Source organism: Synechococcus sp. OH20 (genome assembly GCF_047502685.1).
Lineage (GTDB): Bacteria > Cyanobacteriota > Cyanobacteriia > Thermostichales > Thermostichaceae > Thermostichus.
On record NZ_JANSIQ010000022.1, the window covers coordinates 1 to 16,396 of the forward strand.

Genomic DNA, 16,396 nt, shown 5'->3' on the forward strand with positions numbered 1-16,396 from the left:
CCTTCTCTCCTTCCTCTTGAAACCTGTACCCTATTTTAAATTAACAGGCTGTAGTTGTTTGCTTTTTTAAGAAAGGTGTGGGTTGGTGTTGTATCGAGACCAAAATGCAGCGCTTAACATTCTGCGGGGGGCACTGGAGCTGTTGGGGATGGAGTGGAACTGCCCCGCAAGAGGGAACGACTGGGGAGACCAACACCTCTGCTGTGGAGGGGGAACCCAAAACAGTAAGTGGGGTCGTTGAACCAGTAATCCCAAAGGGCGACCTTGGGAGAATCCCCTAGCTTTAGCTATGGGGAGTATGTCAAAAAATCCCCAGTTGTTGTGCCTTGAGGAGGGCGGTGACGCGGTCGGTGGCGTCTAGCTTGCGGTAGGCGGCGCTGGCGTACTCTTTCACGGTCTCGACACTGATGCCGAGGCGGCGGGCGATCTGCTTGTTGGCCAAGCCTTGGCTCATCAGTTGCAGCACGCACAACTCGCGGGGGGTGAGCTTGGGCAACTCCTGCCGGGCAGGCAACCAGTCTCGGTCGGGGTTGGCCAAGATCTGCCGAATAACGCGGGCCAGCTCCGCCGGATCGGTTTCTTTGGAGAGGTAGCCTTTGGCCCCAGCCCGCCGCGCTGACTCGATCAAGGCCGGCTCCTGAAAAGTAGTCATCATCACCACCACCACCGGCAGGCCCAGCTCGGCAATCTGTTGGCAGGCGGCGATCCCGTCCCCATTGGGCATACGCACATCCAAAATGGCCACCTCGACGGGGCAACGGCGACAGTACTCAACGGCCTGGGATCCCGTCTCGGCTTCCGCCACCACCTCGAATCCTTGCGCTTGCAGGGCAAACTTCAGCCCCAGCCGAAACAGAGGATGGTCATCGGCGATGAGGACGCGGACAGGAGAACTCATGGCAGGGGATCCCAGCCTATGAGAGGGCTGAGTCCATTCTGCCCACAAGAGGGATCCCGGATAACGTGCCCTCACCCCCAACCCCTCTCCCAAAGGGAGAGGGGAGTTAGTTTTTCACAAAGACCATGCCCCAGGCACTGGGGTTGAAGGCGGGATCCAGCCGGGTTTGGGCATTGTACAGAGCGCCCGTCAGATCGGCTTCTTCCAAAAAAGCGCCGCGTAGATCGGCCCCACGCAGATCGGCCTGGCGCAAGGTGGCTCCTGTCAGGTCGGCGCCGGCGAGAATGGCCCCTCGCAAATCAGCGCCGCTGAGGTTGGCCACCTGAAGATTGGCTCCTGTGAAATTGGCCTGCTGCAGGTTGGCCTGGCTGAGATCGGCTTCCCACAAAAAAGCTCCGCCCTGCTCCGCACTGCTCAGGTTGGCGCCGCGCAAATCGGCCAAGTTGAGGATTGCCTGGGAGAGGTCGGCAGCTTGTAGGTTGGCCTGCCTGAGGATGGCTTCTTTCAGGTTGGCCCCCTGCAAATCAACTCCCGGCAGCTCGGCTCCTGTCAGGTCGCAGGCGGGGCAATCTTTGCCGGGAAAAACGACTTGAGAGCGGCCCAGTTGGGCGTCCAACTCCAGTTGGGCAAAAACAGGAACCGCCGGCATCCCGACCACCCCGCCGAGGAGACCGACCCAGAACTGGGGCCATGCCATTTTTTTCACTGGGATCCCTCCCTCACCCCCAGCCCCTCTCCCAGAGGTGCCCAAGCGCTCCGCGCCGCTCACGCGACCACCCCCAGCCCCTCTCCCTCTGGGAGAGGGGAGCTGGGGATCAACCTAGAACTATAGCTGCTTACGGGGGATACGCCATCAAGTCTCAACCTGGCCTGGAAGTGGCTGGCAGTGGGGGCAAAAGTGGGCTGAGCGGCCCGCCAGCTTGATCCGCTGAATGGGGGTGCCACAGAGGCGACAGGGATCCCCTTCTCGACCGTACACCCATGCCTGCCCTTGGTAGTTGCCGTTAAGCCCACGCAGATCCCGGTAATCCCGCAAGGTGGTGCCCCGCTGCTCCAGCCCGACCCGCAACACCTGGATCAAAGCTTCCCGCAGGCGTGCCTTGGCAGAGTCGGAGAGCTGCAAGGCGGGCGTCAAGGGGTGAATGCCGCTCAGAAACAGGGCCTCGTCGGCGTAGATGTTGCCCACCCCCGCCACCAGCGACTGATCCAGCAGGGCGGTTTTGATGGGGCGCCGGCTCTTCCGCAAGGACGCCTGGAAATAGGCTTCTGAAAAGGCCGGCGACAGCGGCTCCGGCCCCAAGCTCTGCAGAGCGGCGATCACCGTCTCCGGCTCCACCCCGGCGGGCACCAGCCACATCTGGCCAAAGGTACGCAGATCTACAAAGCGCAGCTCCCACCCCCGCTCCAGGCGCAGCCGGACGCGGGTATGGGCCGGCGAAGGCTCGGATCCCTGAACCCAGAGCAATTGCCCGGTCATGCGCAAATGCACACCCAGAACCGCTCCGGAATCTAGGGATCCCAAAAGATATTTGCCTCGCCGCTGCCACTGGGTAAAACAGGCGCCGATCAAGCTTTGCCCAAAAATCTCCTTTGCCGGATAGGCAATGGTGCGCGTCAGGAGCACCTCCACTGCCAGTATCCGCGGCCCCAGGGTGAGGCGCTGCAAATCTTGCCGAACCGTCTCAACTTCTGGCAGTTCCGGCACAGAACGCCTCACTCAAGCAACACAGCTCCCGGCGATGCCCTGGTTTAGCTAGCCGGGGTGGCTTTGGCCTTGGCTTTGGGAGCTTCCAGCACCTCCAGCTCATCTTCGCGGAAGTTGTTGGTGTTGATGTTGTAGTAGTTGATCTTGTCGAAGCGGACGATCACCGGATAAAGAATGCCGCTGGTATCCACCGCCGCAACCGTTCCTACATCCCGATACCAGTAGGATTCTTTCCGCAACACACGGACTTTGGCACCACGCTGAATCGCCATGAGGGTTCTCTCCATTGACCTGCACTTCAGATTACCCTAGTCCGTGAGAAGGCTGCGATTTCCGAATTTTTGTAACAGGGATCCCTGTTGTTCTTGGCTGGGGAGGGGGAGCCGATGAAACGCCGCACCTGTGGGGCCTGGCTCTTGGGTTCTGCTGTGGCCTGGGGTTTGCAAGGGCTGCCCCATCCGCGCGATTTTGCTATTGTCCTCAACCTGAACACCGGTCGTCTGACGAGGGTTTGGCAGCCGGAGCAGGCTGCGCAGATCAGGGCCAGCCCTGGCTCAACGGTCAAGTGCGCCGTGGCCGCCGCTGCCTTGCAGACCGGGATCAGCTCCGGCGAGCGGGCCATCCACTGCCCCGGCTGGTGGGATCCGCCACCGCAATTGGGGTTGGGCCGGCTCACTTGCTGGGATCCGCGCGGACATGGGGAGCTCAACTTGCGCCAAGCTTTGGCTCGGTCTTGCAACGTGCATTTTTACCAGTTGGGCTGGGAGCTGGGGGCCAAGACCCTGGTGGAGTGGCTGCGCCGCTTTGGTTTGACCCAGACAGAAAACACGGCCCCGGCACCGCTGTTGGCGACCGGTCTGGCCGGCTCGGCGGATCCCTGGGAGCTGTTGGTGTATGCGGGGGTGATCGCCCGCCGCGGCGTTCCCCTTTCTGGGGAGATATCCCTGCCTGCTCTCTCTTTGCCGGATCGCATCTGGGATGCTCTCCATGCCGGCATGCGTTTGGCAGCAACGGCGGGCACCTGCCGCGGCATCGCCCCAGACGGGATCCCGGTGGCCGCTAAGTCTGGAACCATCCTTAATCCTCACCGACGCGGACAACCCGTTCTCTGGGCCGAAGATTTCCAAGCCTGGTTGCTGGCTTTTTGGCCTCTGCCGGATCCCCGCTGGGCGCTGGTGCTGCACCTGCATCAGGGCAAAGCCTACGAGGCGGCCATTCCCCTGGCGCGGCAGATCATCGCCGCCATCGGAACCAGATGATCACCTTCCTTGCAATCATGAAGAAATGCAAACTATACTGAAGGTTAGCTGCTGTTCCTGTAATCGTTCTTTGCGGATCCCTGCTCACCCTCGTTCCAATTCCATTGGAGGTTCTTATGTCCAACCCCAACCTGTCTGAGCCCAAGTTTGGATTTAACGAATATGCCGAGCGTCTCAACGGTCGCGCGGCCATGATCGGCTTTGTATTAGCCATTGTCATTGAAGCGGTGACGGGCCAAGGCGTCGCCTCCTGGCTGGGCCTGATCTAGAAAACTCGGCTTGCTGCGCTGCGGGCCCTAGAGTTAGTCTTGAAGCGACAAACGGGAGACTCTTGGATCCTGGTGAGTGGAGAGGCAAGCTTAGAGGCCCTGCTTGCCTTACTCTTTGTTGAGTCGAAGAAAAGTTTTGCTCTGGGGTCTGCCGGCTGGCAGGCCCTTATTGACAGAAAAAACGTCCGCGCCCCCACCCGAATCCTTGTAGGAAAAGCGAAACCGGTTGTGCTCTTCCAACCCCCCTCTCCCCCTGGGAGAGGGGCTGGGGGTGGTCGCGTGAGCGGCGCGGAGCGCTTGGGCATCTCCGGGAGAGGGGCTGGGGGTGGTCCCGTGAGCGGCGCGGAGCGCTTGGGCATCTCCGGGAGAGGGGCTGGGGGTGGTCCCGTGAGCGGCGCGGAGCGCTTGGGCACCTCTGGGAGAGGGCAAAATCTCAACTGATCCCTTCCTGGCATTTGGCGATGGGCATGCGCCAGCCGGTGCCAAAGGCGCGATCGGTAACCCGCAGGCCGGGGGGAGCCTGGCGGCGCTTGAACTCGGCCTTTTGAACCAGGCGCAGCACCTGTTGTACGGTGTCGGGATCAAACCCTTGGGCCACCAGCTCGGCAGCCGACTGGTGCTGTTCGATGTGCCGCTGCAGGATGGTGTCCAGCAGGTCATAGGGGGGCAGGCTGTCGCTATCTTGTTGGCCGGGCCGCAGCTCCGCCGAGGGAGGCTTGGTAAGGATGGGGAGTGGGATCCGCTCCCCCTGGCGGTTGATCCAGCGGGCCAGGCGGTAGACCCAAGTTTTGGGCACATCGGAGATCACCGCCAGGCCGCCGGACATATCCCCGTAAAGGGTGCAGTAGCCCACCGCCAGCTCCGACTTGTTGCCTGTGGTCAAGAGCAGCCGGCCAAACTTATTGGAAAGGGCCATGAGCAGGGTGCCGCGAATGCGCGATTGCAGGTTTTCTTCCGTCGTGTCGGGGGGCAGGCCGGCGAAAGCTTCTGCCAGCAGGTGCTGGTAGCTCTCCATAATCGAGTGAATGGGCAGCTTCAGGGTAGGGATCCCCAGGTTTTGCGCCAGTTGGTAGGCATCGGTCAGGCTGCCCGGGCTGGAATAGGGAGAGGGCATGAGCACCCCCAGCACTCGCTCCGGGCCCAGGGCATCGGCGGCAATGACAGCAGTAACAGCCGAGTCGATCCCCCCCGAGAGGCCCAGCAAGACTTCGCGAAAGCCACATTTGCTGACGTAGTCGCGGGCGCCCAGAACCAGCGCCTCGTAGAGCTCTGCTTCCGGCTCCGTTGGCCAGCGGGATCCCGGCGGGCTCTGTTCCTCGTCGGGGGGATGGGTCAGCGCCTCCACATCCACAATCAGCCGATCCGGCGCGAAGGCAGCGGCTTGGGCCACCAGCCGGCCCCGGCCATCTAGGGCGCAACTGGCCCCGTCGAAAATGAGGTCGTCATTGCCCCCCACCTGGTTGACGTAGAGGATGGGCAGGGCATGCTTGCGGGCCAGGGATCCCAGCATCTCCACCCGCAATTTTTGCTTGCCCAGGCTAAAAGGAGAAGCCGACAGATTGATGAGTAAATCGGCGCCACAGCGGGCCATCTCTTCCACCGGATCGCGGTGGTAGCGGCGGTGGCGCCAAAAGTCGCGGTCGTTCCAGATATCTTCGCAGATGGTGAAGCCCAGCCGGCGACCACGGTACTCGATGGGCCGGGGCGGGGATCCCGGCTCGAAGTAGCGATCCTCGTCGAAGACATCGTAGGTGGGCAGGAGCGACTTTTGAAACCAGTGGCGGATCTGACCCCCTTCCAGCCAGGCCGCGGCGTTGTAGAGGGGCCGCCCCTCCGGCAGAGGGTTGGGCTGCACGGATCCCACCACCACCGGAATGCTATCCCGCAGCCGGGCGGCCAACTGCTGCAAAACTTGGCCTGCCCTCTCGACCAGGGCCGGGTAGAGCAACAGGTCGCGAGGCGGGTACCCCAACAGGGCCAGCTCAGAGGCGATGGCCAGCTCCGCTCCTGCCGCTGACGCTGCTTCCACCGCCAGACGGATGCGCTCGGCATTGCCGCTGAGATCGCCAACGGTGTAGTTCAGTTGCAGCAGCGCTATCTTCACCCTGGCCCCCTTGGCCGAGAACGGCTGTCCTAGCAAGTGGTGGATTTCACGATAATAGGCCAGCTCCAAGGGGAGATTTGGCTCCCCGTCAGCGTCTCTCCGGCTCCGCCAACGCAGTTGCCGGCAAATCGGCCTCCGGGTGGAAGTAGCGGTAGATCTGGCGCGCCAGCTTGGGGCCAATGCCGGGCACCCGGGCCAGCTGGTCTTCTGAGGCCACCTGGATGCGAGCAATCGACCGAAACTCTTCCATCAGCAGCTTTTGCCGGTACTTGCCCAGGCCGGGGATCTCGTCAAGCGTAGAGGCCTGTTGGCGCAGCTTCCGTTGCTGGCGATGGTAGGCAAGGGCAAAGCGGTGGGCCTCATCTCGCAGGCGTTGCAACAGCAGGCGAGCCGGATCTTGCGCAGCCAACCGCAGCGGCACGGGATCCCCCGGCAGGAAGATCTCTTCTTCTCGCTTGGCCAGGGCAATCACCGGCAGGTGATCCAAACCCAAATCCGCCAAGACGGCCATGACTGCCGACAGTTGCCCCTTGCCCCCGTCGATGAGCACCAAATCCGGCTGATCCTCGGGAGTCATCTTGCTGAAGCGACGCCGTGCCACCTCGGTATGGCTGGCAAAATCATCAGAATGGCCGGGGCGTACCTCAGGGTTGCGAATCTTATAGCGGCGGTAGTGTTGCTTGGCCGGCAAGCCATCGATAAACACCACCTGACTGCCCACAGCATCGGATCCCTGAATGTGGGAAATATCGTAAGCTTCCAGACGGCGGGGCGGCTCCGGCAGATCCAAGACTTCCGCCAAGCGCTCCAAGGCAGCAGTGTTCTGATCGGCCAGGCGCTGGCTGCGGGCTAGCTCCAGCTCGGCGTTTCGCTCCACCAACTCGATCAGCTCTGCTTTGCTCTGCCGTTGGGGGGTGATAAGGCTTACCTTGCGGCCCTTTTTCTGGCTCAGCCAAGACTCCAGAAAATCGCGATCGGGCAATTCATACTGGGTCAAGATTTCCGAGGGAATTTCCACCGGATCACAGTATTGGTAATGTTCTTGTAAAACTCGCTGCAAAATCAACGCCGGATCATCGCCCCGATTTTCGGCAACAAACCCCAGCCGTCCCACCAACTTGCCGGCCCGCACCTGAAACAATTGAATGCAGGCTCGCGAATCGTTCATGGCCAGGGCCAGAGCATCACGGCTGGCGGTAGAGTTGGGCAAAGAGACCTTCTGGGATTCGCCCAGTTGCTCTAGGCCGCGGATTTGATCCCGATATCGCGCAGCTGCCTCGTAATTTTCTTGTTCGGCAGCCTGGATCATTTTCTCTTGCAGTTGTCTGATCAGCTCATCCGTCTGGCCTTGGAAGATCATGGCTACTTGAGCTAGCGTTTTGCGGTAGTCTTCTGGGCTGATCAAGCCTTGACATACTCCGGGACAACGTCCAATGTCATAGTTCAAACAGGTGCGATCTTTGTACAGAGGCTTAGATCGTTGACGCAAGGGGAAAATTCGCTTGACCAATCCAAGGGTGTAGCGCAACAAACCGACATCAGTATAAGGGCCGTAGTATTTGTCTTGATTCTGATTGAGACGACGGTGACGAGTGATATAAAGCTGTGGATAAAGCTCTGACCAGGTGATACACAAGTAAGGATACTTTTTATCATCCTTAAGGAGGACGTTATAGGAGGGTTGGTGAGTCTTAATTAGATTGTCTTCTAGAGCCAAAGCTTCACTTTCATTATCGGTAACGATAAACTCAATTTCACAAACCTGAGCTACCATGCGCTGAATGCGAGGAGACAGATCATCAGCAAAACGGAAATAAGAACGCACGCGAGAGCGCAATTTCTTAGATTTGCCTACATAGAGAATTTGATCTGTGGCATCTCGCATTAGATATACGCCAGGCTCGGTGGGAATCTCTCTAAGACGGCTTTCCAAAGCGTCACGATTTTGAATCAGGGGAACAGTCATAGAGTTTGGTTCTACCAGGCAGAGTCAGGGATCCCATGGCTTCAATCTAGCAATGATACGACTTTTTCCGGCAACGCCGACTTCAACCGATGCAAAGGTACAGGTAGGTATGCGCTGAGAAGGGAACTTCAGGCTCCTCTACCCCAAGGTCGGGGTTATCCCAGGTGCTTATGGATCTGCCGAAACTTTAACCTACAGAAAAGGCTCAGCCACAAGGGCCGAGCTAGAGGGGTTCAAAACAGGCTGCTAGGGCTAGAGCCGCACCTGCGCGCCCTCAAAGAAGCCACGGATGATTAGGATAGCTCCTTGCTGGGTAGCAGGGCTTCCCGGTTCGTTTGCTGTCTCAGTCTCAACGTTGCCGGTAGGAAACTCCTGTTCCAGGAACCACTGGCCGGAGATCCGGTCGGCAGAAGTCGTTGATTCGAAAACCAAATTCAAGTTGCCTCGCAGCAGAGAACCGCCAATATCTGCCCTGTTGAATGGGCCAGCCAATTGTGCCCCGGCCAGGGTGCGGAAGACAAAATCGCCAGTGGCGGGCACAATGCCCTGAAGAATAACCGGCTCAGGGGTATTTCCTTCCACAGGTGAGCCAGGTAAGGTACCCGTAGAGCGCTCGGTGCGCAAGGAGAAGAAGTAATCGAAGACTGTGGGAGCACCCGGACGCTCAGGGACGGGCAACTGCGGGATCGGAGTGGGGAAAGGTCGTGGCGGCGGGCTGACCTGGACAAAGTTGAGGACTGTGCTGACATTGGCCGGGTCAAACTCCGCTTGTACCCGGCCGTTCAGCAGACGCCGGATGCGCACCAACTGGTTGGGCAAGATGTTCGGACGAGTGGGATCCGGAGCAAATAGCACCGACTGCGTACCCACCTGGGTGGGACGATAGACGATTTCCGCCTGGTTGGGCCGGAAGTTCAGGCGGGCAAAGAGAGCCAGGGCATCTTCAGGAGTGCCATCGCCGGCCACGCCCCGCTGCCGCACCACAAAGCTGGCGGAGAAGCTGCCGGTTTGCAGAATGGCAGTGACAGGCCCTTGAGGTGGGGGAGGATTGACAAAGGATCCTGCCGGTGGGTTGCCATTAGGGCCGGGATCTTCATAGAGTACTCCCACGGTAGGGACAATAAGAGAAGAATCTCCCTCTAAGACGACTTGGTTGCCATTGCGGCTAACCAAGATGCGGCGCACGGTTAAAGTTAAAACAGTTTCCGTATCCGGATCGGCAGCTCTAAAGGTTGTGTTGACTCGAATGCGCTGGTCGTTGGGGTTTGTCGAAAGGGCAACCAACCCGGCGATGCTGAATTGCGTAGATAGCCTGCCGTCGTTGGGGCCGAAGGCGATGAGATTTACCAGCGGCGTGGATCGGGCAATCTGGATGGCCAGTGTGCTGGAGCGAAGGGTTGAGTCAATTGTCAGTTCATTGGCTGGGATCTCATTGACCGGCAGAATGCGGGCCTCTACGTTGGTAATGCGGGCTTCTCCACTGCCTTGAAAGCCGCTGTTCCGCACAGGGATCCCGTTGTCAAATTTTGGGTTGACGAAATCTAACCGCAGGCTAGTGGTCTCCAGCACTGAGCCGGGGGTAAAGCGGTACTCCTGCGCCGAGACAAACGCCGTGGGATCCACCTGGACAGGCCCCGGCAAGGCGGGGGATTCGTCAATTTGACCGCAGCCGCCTAGAAGTAAGACTCCACACAAAACTGCCAATGAGCGACCTTTGAAGTTCATACGGCACTGCCTCACACACCCTAATCTGGGGAAATCCACACACAAAATGGAGGAAAAGGCACCCAACCCCCAACGCTACAGGTAAGCTGGCCGCCCCTGTTCGAGGCTATGATACCCCATATCTAGGGGATGGGCCATTTCCAAAAAAATTTCTTGGATTTGCTCTGCCGCTTGCTTGACAACGCCCCAAGATGCAGTAGAACTAACAGCAGGCATCCGCCTTTGAAACGGGATCCCTCATAATCTTGCCCATGCACAGGGGCAAATTCAGTGGATCCCGGCTGGACATTGGCGGAAGGATTTGCTGTGGTGTGAGTGAGTGGAGAATTCCCCGATGAAACGACGTTCTGGCTCAGGCCCTGGCCGTGGCGGCCTTTCTCTTCTGGCAACTTGGGCTTCGCTGGCGCTAGCCACTGCCTGCAGCAGCGAGACTACGGGCGGCTTGCCACCCCTCTTGACCGCCAATGGATCCACGCCTCCTCCCGTAGCCGTGGCTCCCACCATCTCGCCCAACCTCACGCCCATCACCTTCCGCCCTGGGCCGGACTTCGCCCCCATCACGCCGCCGCCCATTCAGCCCGACCTGCCGGATCCGCCGCAATTTGGGACAGGGGGCGGCTTCGATGTCGACCAGCCGTTTGCCTCGCTCTCTTACAGGGTGGAATTGACCAACCTGATTGTCCGAGGGGTGATTGCGAGTGTAGACATTCAGGTCTTGAATATCACTTGCGGAACGGATGTTACTGGCGTAATCCGGCCCGAGGCCCTGAGCCAGTTTAGGAACCTGCTGATTGGAAGAGGCAACACGTTCACCGATGCTAACGGATTCAACTTTAGCTATACATTTCCAACAGACCCTAGGTTTTTCGAGGACTTGAGGATTTTTTCAAAGGGAATTAGGAGTATCGGAGGCCGAGACATACTGACAGGGGACGACATTGTTTTTGTTCTAACTATCCGAGATAGCTTTGGTCAAGTTTTACGGGTTGACGACTCGATTTTCAGTCCAGAGGAAACTCGAAACGAAGTTCGTGGCTTTGCAATTCCAGCCTGTAGCAATCTCCCTCAGCCAACGCCTACCCCGACGCCGACACCCCTGCCGCCTGTACCTACGCCGACTTCAGGCCCTACCCCTGTTCCGACGCCGGTTCCTGTAGGGCCGTCGCCTTTGTTTACCCGCTTCTTACTGCCCAATCCAGCGCCGGTCAACACGCCTGTTACTCTCACTTTTGTGGTCGATAACCGAGTGGCTGGGGCCATTCCCTTGAGTGGTCTGAACTTCCAGGCGATCTTGCCTGAGGGAGTGGCTGTTGCTAATCCTTCCACACCTGCCGGCCTTGCTAATCCAAATACCTGCGGAGGAGTTCTTGGTGCCATACCTGGGACGAGGATCATCAGTCTTTCGGGCGGAGTCTTAGCCGCAGGTGCCACTTGCGCGGTCAATGTTTCTATTCAGGCAACAGCTGCTGGGATCTACACCTTGCCACTGCTATTTGTGTCGAACAATCAGACTCTACCCAGTGCAGCTCCTCCCATCAATCTGGTGGCTAATCCCTGATGACGACTTTGGCCCGGTCTGTGATATCCATTTTGGTACGTGAGGGTAGCACGAAATGAGCGCAAAGAAGATCAAGTTCAGAAGAAATTGGTTGCGGGCTTTAGGAAGTGTTGGGACTGTTTTCTTCACCACAGCCAGCTTGGTTGGCTGCCAGCAAGCCAAGGACAAGAACGCCACCAGCTTTGTCCCTGGGCCGATCATTCCCCCTCAGACTCCTAGCGTGCCCACTGGTGGTACCGAGGTGGGCCTACCTCCCATAGCACCACCAGGGATCCCTTTGCCGGCTCCTACGATTGTCATCCAAACTCCCGTTGCAGCCCCAACCATTCCTCCAATCCCCTCTCCTGCTCCTCTCCCGACCATCAAAGCAGAAACTCCTGCTCCTTTTACCCCTTTCCCTCCTCCCCCTACTCCCTTTCCTGTTGAAACAGTTAGCGTTGATCCAGCAGAAGTTACGTTTGACTCAAAGACGACTGTTGGCTCTATAAAAACTCTCACGCTTAAGCCGTCTGCTCCTCCGGCCAACGGCAGCTTGGTGTTGAAGGTAGAAAGCAGCAACCCGCAGGTGGTGGGCGTTTCCACAACAGCCGCCTCGTTCGTAACAGTTGTCGTTCCACCGGGATCCACAGATACACCTAAGGTTGTGCTGACGCGTTTGATCCCGGCTACACAGCAGGGCAATGCCACCATCACAGTTACCCGCGACCCGGCCACAACCGCTGCCAATTATCCGGTGGGCAGCGTGAATGTTGCCGTGCCGGTGACCTTAAAGCAGCAAGAGCCGCCTAGCATTACCGTTGATCCCAAGTCCATCACCTTTGATGATAAGCAGCCAGTTGGCACTTCTGCTAAAGTAGCGGTCAGCCTTAATCCAGTTGCTCCGATTGGTGGGCAGGTTGTGTTGGATGTGAGTGGAACTCCCAATCCTTTTGTTCCAGGGGCGTCGTTTGCTATTTCGACCAGCACGCTGGTCTTCAAGGAAGGCAACAAGGGACCTCAGGAATTCGAGGTTGTTCGCCTGACGCCTGGCGAAGCTGCCGGATCGGTGACCATCAAGCTCAATCCCGCGCTGACGACGGCTACCAACTTCTTGACTGCCGACCTCAGTGCCGTGATCCCTGTTTCAATCAAAGCTCTTCTTGCAATTGAGTATAAGGATACTTCCTTGAAGTGTAGCACTAACCTTAACTTGAAGCTCACTGCGCCTCCAACTGTTACCATTACCGGCGCTGTTAAAAGCCCACTCACTTTCAAAGCCGAGCCAGCACCTAATCCTCCCTTCTTTTTTGACACATCCACAGGGGTCATTTCCGTTCAATGTCCAGCGGCAGCAAACCAGCCTCCGATTGGCCTTTCTTTCTCTGCATTGATAACGGTTACGGATTCTTCGATTCCGCCAATTTCGGCTCAGAAGTTTGTATCGATTAAAGTCGAGTAGTCAGCACTGCAGCAACCCTAAGGCATAGGGGGTTCCAAAAGTTATCTGGGGTGGGAAGCTGCTGTGTTGACCAAGCCGGCTGCCCAATCCAGCAGATGATTGACTGCTTCTAAGGTTTTGGCTTCGGAGTAAAGCCGCAGCAGAGGTTCAGTGCCGCTGCCGCGGATCATCACCCAACTGCCGTCGGCAAGGGTAAACTTGTGGCCGTCTTTGTCGAAATGCTTAATCACCTTCTGCCCCAAAATCTCAGAGGGGGGATCCGCCTGCAACTGTTGAAATAGCCTGACTTGTTGGTTTTGATCCGCCAGGTGCAGGTCGCGGCGCAGGTAAACCGAGCTAAATCCTTCCCGTTCCTGCAAAGCCCGGTAAAGGGCGCTCAGATCTTGCCCGGTTTCGGTGACGGCCTCAATCAAGTACAGAGCAGAAAGCAGGGCATCCCGTTCGGGGATGTGGCCCAGGTAGCCGATGCCGCCGGATTCTTCTCCCCCCAGCAACACCTGGGTGGTCAGCATGCGCTCGGCGATGTATTTGAAGCCCACGGGCATTTCGGTAACCGGCAGGCCATAGCGCTCCGCCACCTTGACAAACAGCTCCGAGCCGCTGATGGTTTTGACGATTTCGCCCCGCAGGCCGCGTCGCCCCGCCAAGTGGTCGATCAGGATGGGAATGAGGATCTGGGGGCTGAGAAAGCGGCCTTGTCCGTCGAGGGCGGCAATGCGGTCGGCGTCGCCATCGAAGACCAGACCCACTTTTAACGGGGCGGGATCCGCCGCGATGATCTGGGCAGAGGTCTGCAGGTTTTGCGGCAGCGGCTCCGGTGAGACGCCGCCAAATAGGGGATCCCGATGCGCCTGCAATTCAATTACCTTCTCTCCCAAGAGGCGCTTGAGGCCCCCAGCCCCGGAGCCAAACATGACATCCACCCAGATCTTGGCCGGGGAGCCTTTGAGCTTTTCCAGATCCACAAAGCGGCTGAGCTGAGCCAGGTAGCCAGGCCAGGGATCCCAGGTGTGGATGGGTGCGGAGTTGGATCCCAGCGGTTGCAGGTGGTGCAGCTCCTGCTCGATGGCAGCGGTGACCTCCGGGGGCACGGAGCCGCCAAAGCCGCCTTTGACTTTGAGGCCGGAATAGTGGGGCGGGTTGTGGCTGGCGGTGATCACCAAGGCTCCATGGCAGCCGCGCTCCTTGGCTGCCCAACTGAAGGCCGGCGTCGGGGCAGCACAGGCAGAGAGATAAACCGGGATCCCCAACCGCGCCACCACCTCGGCAGCGTGGGCAGCAAATTTTTCTGAGAGAAAGCGGTTGTCGTAGCCGATCAGGATCCCTGCGCCGGGATAGGTGCGGGCCAACACCTGGGCGCTGGCCTGGGCGGCAATAGCCAAGTTCTGAAAGGTAAAGCCGTCGGCGATCACGGCTCGCCAGCCGTCGGTACCAAAGCGAATAGAGTTGCCGGCCATAGTTCACCAAAATCGACCTCGACTACACATAGCACGGCAGAGCCAGATCCAGACCGCCCAGCCCTCACCCCCAGCCCCTCTCCCTGAGGGATGGCCCAAGCGCTCCGCGCCGCTCACGCGACCACCCCCAGCCCCTCTCCCTGAGGCCCTCACCCCCAGCCCCTCTCCCTGAGGGAGAGGGGGGTTAGAGCAGCGCGTTCACGACAGCGTTGCATAGCCATGAGGATGCAGAGAAACGTTTCATTGCTGCTTGAAATGACTGTGCCTCACCTTTGCAAGCCTACTTTTATGCACAAACCGCAATTGGAAAATGACAAAACGGCATAACTTGTTACAAAATGTAACGTCAAATACCAAAGTTAACGGTTGGCCATCGCTAAGGTAGCCGGTGTTACCCTACGGCAGCGACGATGGCGAACCAATTTGAGCGCCTCAAAAGCGAAAAGGACGGGCTGGCGGTCAAAGCCGAGCTGGAAGCGTTTGCCCGCATGGGCTGGGAGAACATCCCTGAAGACGACCGGGATCACCGCCTCAAGTGGCTGGGGATCTTCTTTCGCAAGCGCACGCCCGGCCAGTTTATGCTGCGGCTGCGCCTGCCCAATGGGATCCTGACCAGCGGCCAGATGCGGATGTTGGCGGCGATCATCCATCCCTATGGAAAAGATGGCGTAGCCGACATCACCACCCGGCAGAACTTGCAACTGCGCGGCATCCCCATCGAGGAGATGCCCCAGATCTTGGGCTACTTGAAGGAGGTGGGCCTAACCAGCATCCAGTCGGGCATGGACAATGTGCGCAACATTACGGGATCCCCCCTCGCGGGCATTGACCCAGATGAGCTGATCGACGTGCGCGGCCTCACCCGCAAGGTGCAGGACATGGTAACCAACAACGGCGAGGGCAACCCTTCCTTCACCAATCTGCCGCGTAAGTTTAACATCGCCATCTGCGGTTGTCGCGACAACTCCGTTCATGCGGAGATCAACGACCTGGCCTTTGTGCCGGCCTTCAAAGCGGGCAAGCTGGGCTTCAACGTCTTGGTGGGGGGCTTTTTTTCGGCCCGCCGCTGTGCCGAGGCCATCGGGCTGGATGTCTGGGTGGATCCGCGCGATGTGGTTCCTCTGTGCGAGGCGGTGCTGCTGGTCTACCGGGATCACGGCCTGCGGGCCAACCGGCAGAAGGCGCGGCTGATGTGGCTCATTGACGAGTGGGGCCTGGAGAAGTTTCGGGCGGCTGTGGAGCGGCAGATTGGCCATCCGCTCTCCAGAGCGGCGGAAAAAGATGAGGTGGTCTGGCAGAAGCGGGATCTCCTGGGGGTGCATGCCCAGAAGCAGCCGGGCTTGAACTTCGTTGGCCTGCACGTGCCGGTGGGACGGCTGAATGCCCTGGAGATGATGGAGCTGGCCCGCCTAGCGGAGGTATACGGCTCCGGGGAGCTGCGGCTGACGGTGGAGCAGAACGTGCTCATCCCCAATGTGCCCGATTCGCGGGTGGCGCCGCTGCTTAAAGAGCCGCTCTTGAAAAAGTTCTCCCCCAACCCAGGGCCCTTGCAGCGGGGGCTGGTGTCCTGCACGGGCAACCAGTTCTGCAACTTTGCCCTCATCGAGACCAAAAACCGCGCTGTGGCTCTAATGGAAGAGCTGGAAGCCGAGCTGGAGATCCCGCAGACGGTGCGCATCCACTGGACGGGCTGCCCCAACTCCTGCGGCCAGCCCCAGGTGGCCGATATCGGCCTCATGGGCACCACCGCCCGCAAGGACGGCAAGCCGGTGGAAGCGGTGGACATCTACATGGGGGGAGAAGTGGGCAAAGACGCCAAGCTGGGCGAATGTGTGCGTCGAGGGATCCCTTGCGAAGACCTCAAGCCCGTCTTGGTGGAGCTGCTGATTGAGCACTTCGGGGCCAGGCCGCGCCAGCGTCCATCGGCTGCTCAAACTGCTTCTTCCCCCGTGATGGCTTGCTAAGTAGGGGCCAAGTCTGGGGAAGGTTTTCTCTCTGCGTCGTTCAAAATCTTGGA

General features: G+C 59.1%; 13 protein-coding genes. 4 read left to right on the forward strand and 9 right to left on the reverse strand.

Going from position 1 to position 16,396, the window contains the following annotated elements:
• Positions 1 to 301: 301 nt before the first annotated feature.
• From NW826_RS05505 to NW826_RS05520, 4 genes are all read right to left on the reverse strand, one after another.
• Entirely contained in the window at positions 302 to 898 is a 597-nt protein-coding gene (locus NW826_RS05505) for a response regulator transcription factor (protein WP_414336152.1), read from the reverse strand.
• A gap of 106 nt (positions 899 to 1,004) precedes the next feature.
• Positions 1,005 to 1,595 (reverse strand): pentapeptide repeat-containing protein, encoded by a 591-nt coding sequence (locus tag NW826_RS05510; protein ID WP_414509639.1) that lies wholly within the window; start codon positions 1,593 to 1,595, stop codon positions 1,005 to 1,007.
• A gap of 156 nt (positions 1,596 to 1,751) precedes the next feature.
• Positions 1,752 to 2,603 carry a DNA-formamidopyrimidine glycosylase gene (locus NW826_RS05515; protein WP_414509656.1) on the reverse strand — a complete coding sequence of 284 codons (852 nt, stop codon included), beginning with the start codon at positions 2,601 to 2,603 and terminating at the stop codon, positions 1,752 to 1,754.
• A gap of 44 nt (positions 2,604 to 2,647) precedes the next feature.
• Positions 2,648 to 2,875, reverse strand: coding sequence for a photosystem I reaction center subunit IV (locus tag NW826_RS05520; protein WP_414336138.1), 228 nt, complete (start codon positions 2,873 to 2,875; stop codon positions 2,648 to 2,650).
• Positions 2,876 to 2,989: 114 nt separating this feature from the next.
• Here NW826_RS05520 and NW826_RS05525 point away from each other — a divergent pair, with 114 nt between their 5' ends.
• Together NW826_RS05525 and NW826_RS05530 are read left to right on the forward strand one after the other, a co-directional pair.
• Positions 2,990 to 3,862: a penicillin-binding transpeptidase domain-containing protein gene (locus NW826_RS05525; RefSeq protein WP_414336139.1), complete on the forward strand. Its 873-nt coding sequence runs from the start codon at positions 2,990 to 2,992 to the stop codon at positions 3,860 to 3,862.
• 116 nt (positions 3,863 to 3,978) lie between these two features.
• Positions 3,979 to 4,131 carry a chlorophyll a/b-binding protein gene (locus tag NW826_RS05530; RefSeq protein WP_011429120.1) on the forward strand — a complete coding sequence of 51 codons (153 nt, stop codon included), beginning with the start codon at positions 3,979 to 3,981 and terminating at the stop codon, positions 4,129 to 4,131.
• Positions 4,132 to 4,564: 433 nt separating this feature from the next.
• Here NW826_RS05530 and NW826_RS05535 read toward each other — a convergent pair whose 3' ends face one another.
• From NW826_RS05535 to NW826_RS05550, 4 genes are all read right to left on the reverse strand, one after another.
• A complete protein-coding gene (locus NW826_RS05535) occupies positions 4,565 to 6,235 on the reverse strand; it encodes an NAD+ synthase (RefSeq protein WP_414336069.1) in 1,671 nt (556 codons plus the stop codon).
• Between the two features lie 88 nt (positions 6,236 to 6,323).
• Positions 6,324 to 8,201 carry an excinuclease ABC subunit UvrC gene (gene uvrC, locus NW826_RS05540; protein ID WP_414509640.1) on the reverse strand — a complete coding sequence of 626 codons (1,878 nt, stop codon included), beginning with the start codon at positions 8,199 to 8,201 and terminating at the stop codon, positions 6,324 to 6,326.
• Positions 8,202 to 8,453: 252 nt separating this feature from the next.
• On the reverse strand, positions 8,454 to 9,926 hold the full coding sequence (locus NW826_RS05545) for a hypothetical protein (protein ID WP_414509641.1): 1,473 nt from the start codon (positions 9,924 to 9,926) through the stop codon (positions 8,454 to 8,456).
• A gap of 267 nt (positions 9,927 to 10,193) precedes the next feature.
• The gene (locus NW826_RS05550) at positions 10,194 to 10,451 is read right to left on the reverse strand and encodes a hypothetical protein (protein ID WP_414509642.1); all 258 of its coding nucleotides are present in this window, start codon (positions 10,449 to 10,451) and stop codon (positions 10,194 to 10,196) included.
• Positions 10,452 to 11,539: 1,088 nt separating this feature from the next.
• Here NW826_RS05550 and NW826_RS05555 point away from each other — a divergent pair.
• On the forward strand, positions 11,540 to 12,922 hold the full coding sequence (locus NW826_RS05555; protein ID WP_414509643.1) for a hypothetical protein: 1,383 nt from the start codon (positions 11,540 to 11,542) through the stop codon (positions 12,920 to 12,922).
• A gap of 41 nt (positions 12,923 to 12,963) precedes the next feature.
• Here the strand turns inward: NW826_RS05555 and NW826_RS05560 are convergent, their stop codons facing one another.
• Positions 12,964 to 14,379 (reverse strand): phosphoglucomutase/phosphomannomutase family protein, encoded by a 1,416-nt coding sequence (locus NW826_RS05560; protein WP_414509644.1) that lies wholly within the window; start codon positions 14,377 to 14,379, stop codon positions 12,964 to 12,966.
• A 410-nt stretch (positions 14,380 to 14,789) separates the two neighbouring features.
• Between NW826_RS05560 and NW826_RS05565 the strand changes: the two genes are divergently transcribed.
• Entirely contained in the window at positions 14,790 to 16,343 is a 1,554-nt protein-coding gene (locus NW826_RS05565) for a ferredoxin--nitrite reductase (protein WP_414335834.1), read from the forward strand.
• Positions 16,344 to 16,396 lie beyond the last annotated feature (53 nt).

Excerpts from the sequence above, each read along its gene's own strand:
- NW826_RS05505 (WP_414336152.1), bottom strand. The coding sequence starts at position 898 with ATGAGTTCTCCTGTCCGCGTCCTCATCGCCGATGACCATCCTCTGTTT.
- NW826_RS05510 (WP_414509639.1), bottom strand. The coding sequence starts at position 1,595 with ATGGCATGGCCCCAGTTCTGGGTCGGTCTCCTCGGCGGGGTGGTCGGG.
- NW826_RS05520 (WP_414336138.1), bottom strand. The coding sequence starts at position 2,875 with ATGGCGATTCAGCGTGGTGCCAAAGTCCGTGTGTTGCGGAAAGAATCC.
- NW826_RS05525 (WP_414336139.1), top strand. The coding sequence starts at position 2,990 with ATGAAACGCCGCACCTGTGGGGCCTGGCTCTTGGGTTCTGCTGTGGCC.
- NW826_RS05530 (WP_011429120.1), top strand. The coding sequence starts at position 3,979 with ATGTCCAACCCCAACCTGTCTGAGCCCAAGTTTGGATTTAACGAATAT.
- uvrC (WP_414509640.1), bottom strand. The coding sequence starts at position 8,201 with ATGACTGTTCCCCTGATTCAAAATCGTGACGCTTTGGAAAGCCGTCTT.
- NW826_RS05545 (WP_414509641.1), bottom strand. The coding sequence starts at position 9,926 with ATGAACTTCAAAGGTCGCTCATTGGCAGTTTTGTGTGGAGTCTTACTT.
- NW826_RS05550 (WP_414509642.1), bottom strand. The coding sequence starts at position 10,451 with ATGGGCGTGAGGTTGGGCGAGATGGTGGGAGCCACGGCTACGGGAGGA.
- NW826_RS05555 (WP_414509643.1), top strand. The coding sequence starts at position 11,540 with ATGAGCGCAAAGAAGATCAAGTTCAGAAGAAATTGGTTGCGGGCTTTA.
- NW826_RS05560 (WP_414509644.1), bottom strand. The coding sequence starts at position 14,379 with ATGGCCGGCAACTCTATTCGCTTTGGTACCGACGGCTGGCGAGCCGTG.
- NW826_RS05565 (WP_414335834.1), top strand. The coding sequence starts at position 14,790 with ATGGCGAACCAATTTGAGCGCCTCAAAAGCGAAAAGGACGGGCTGGCG.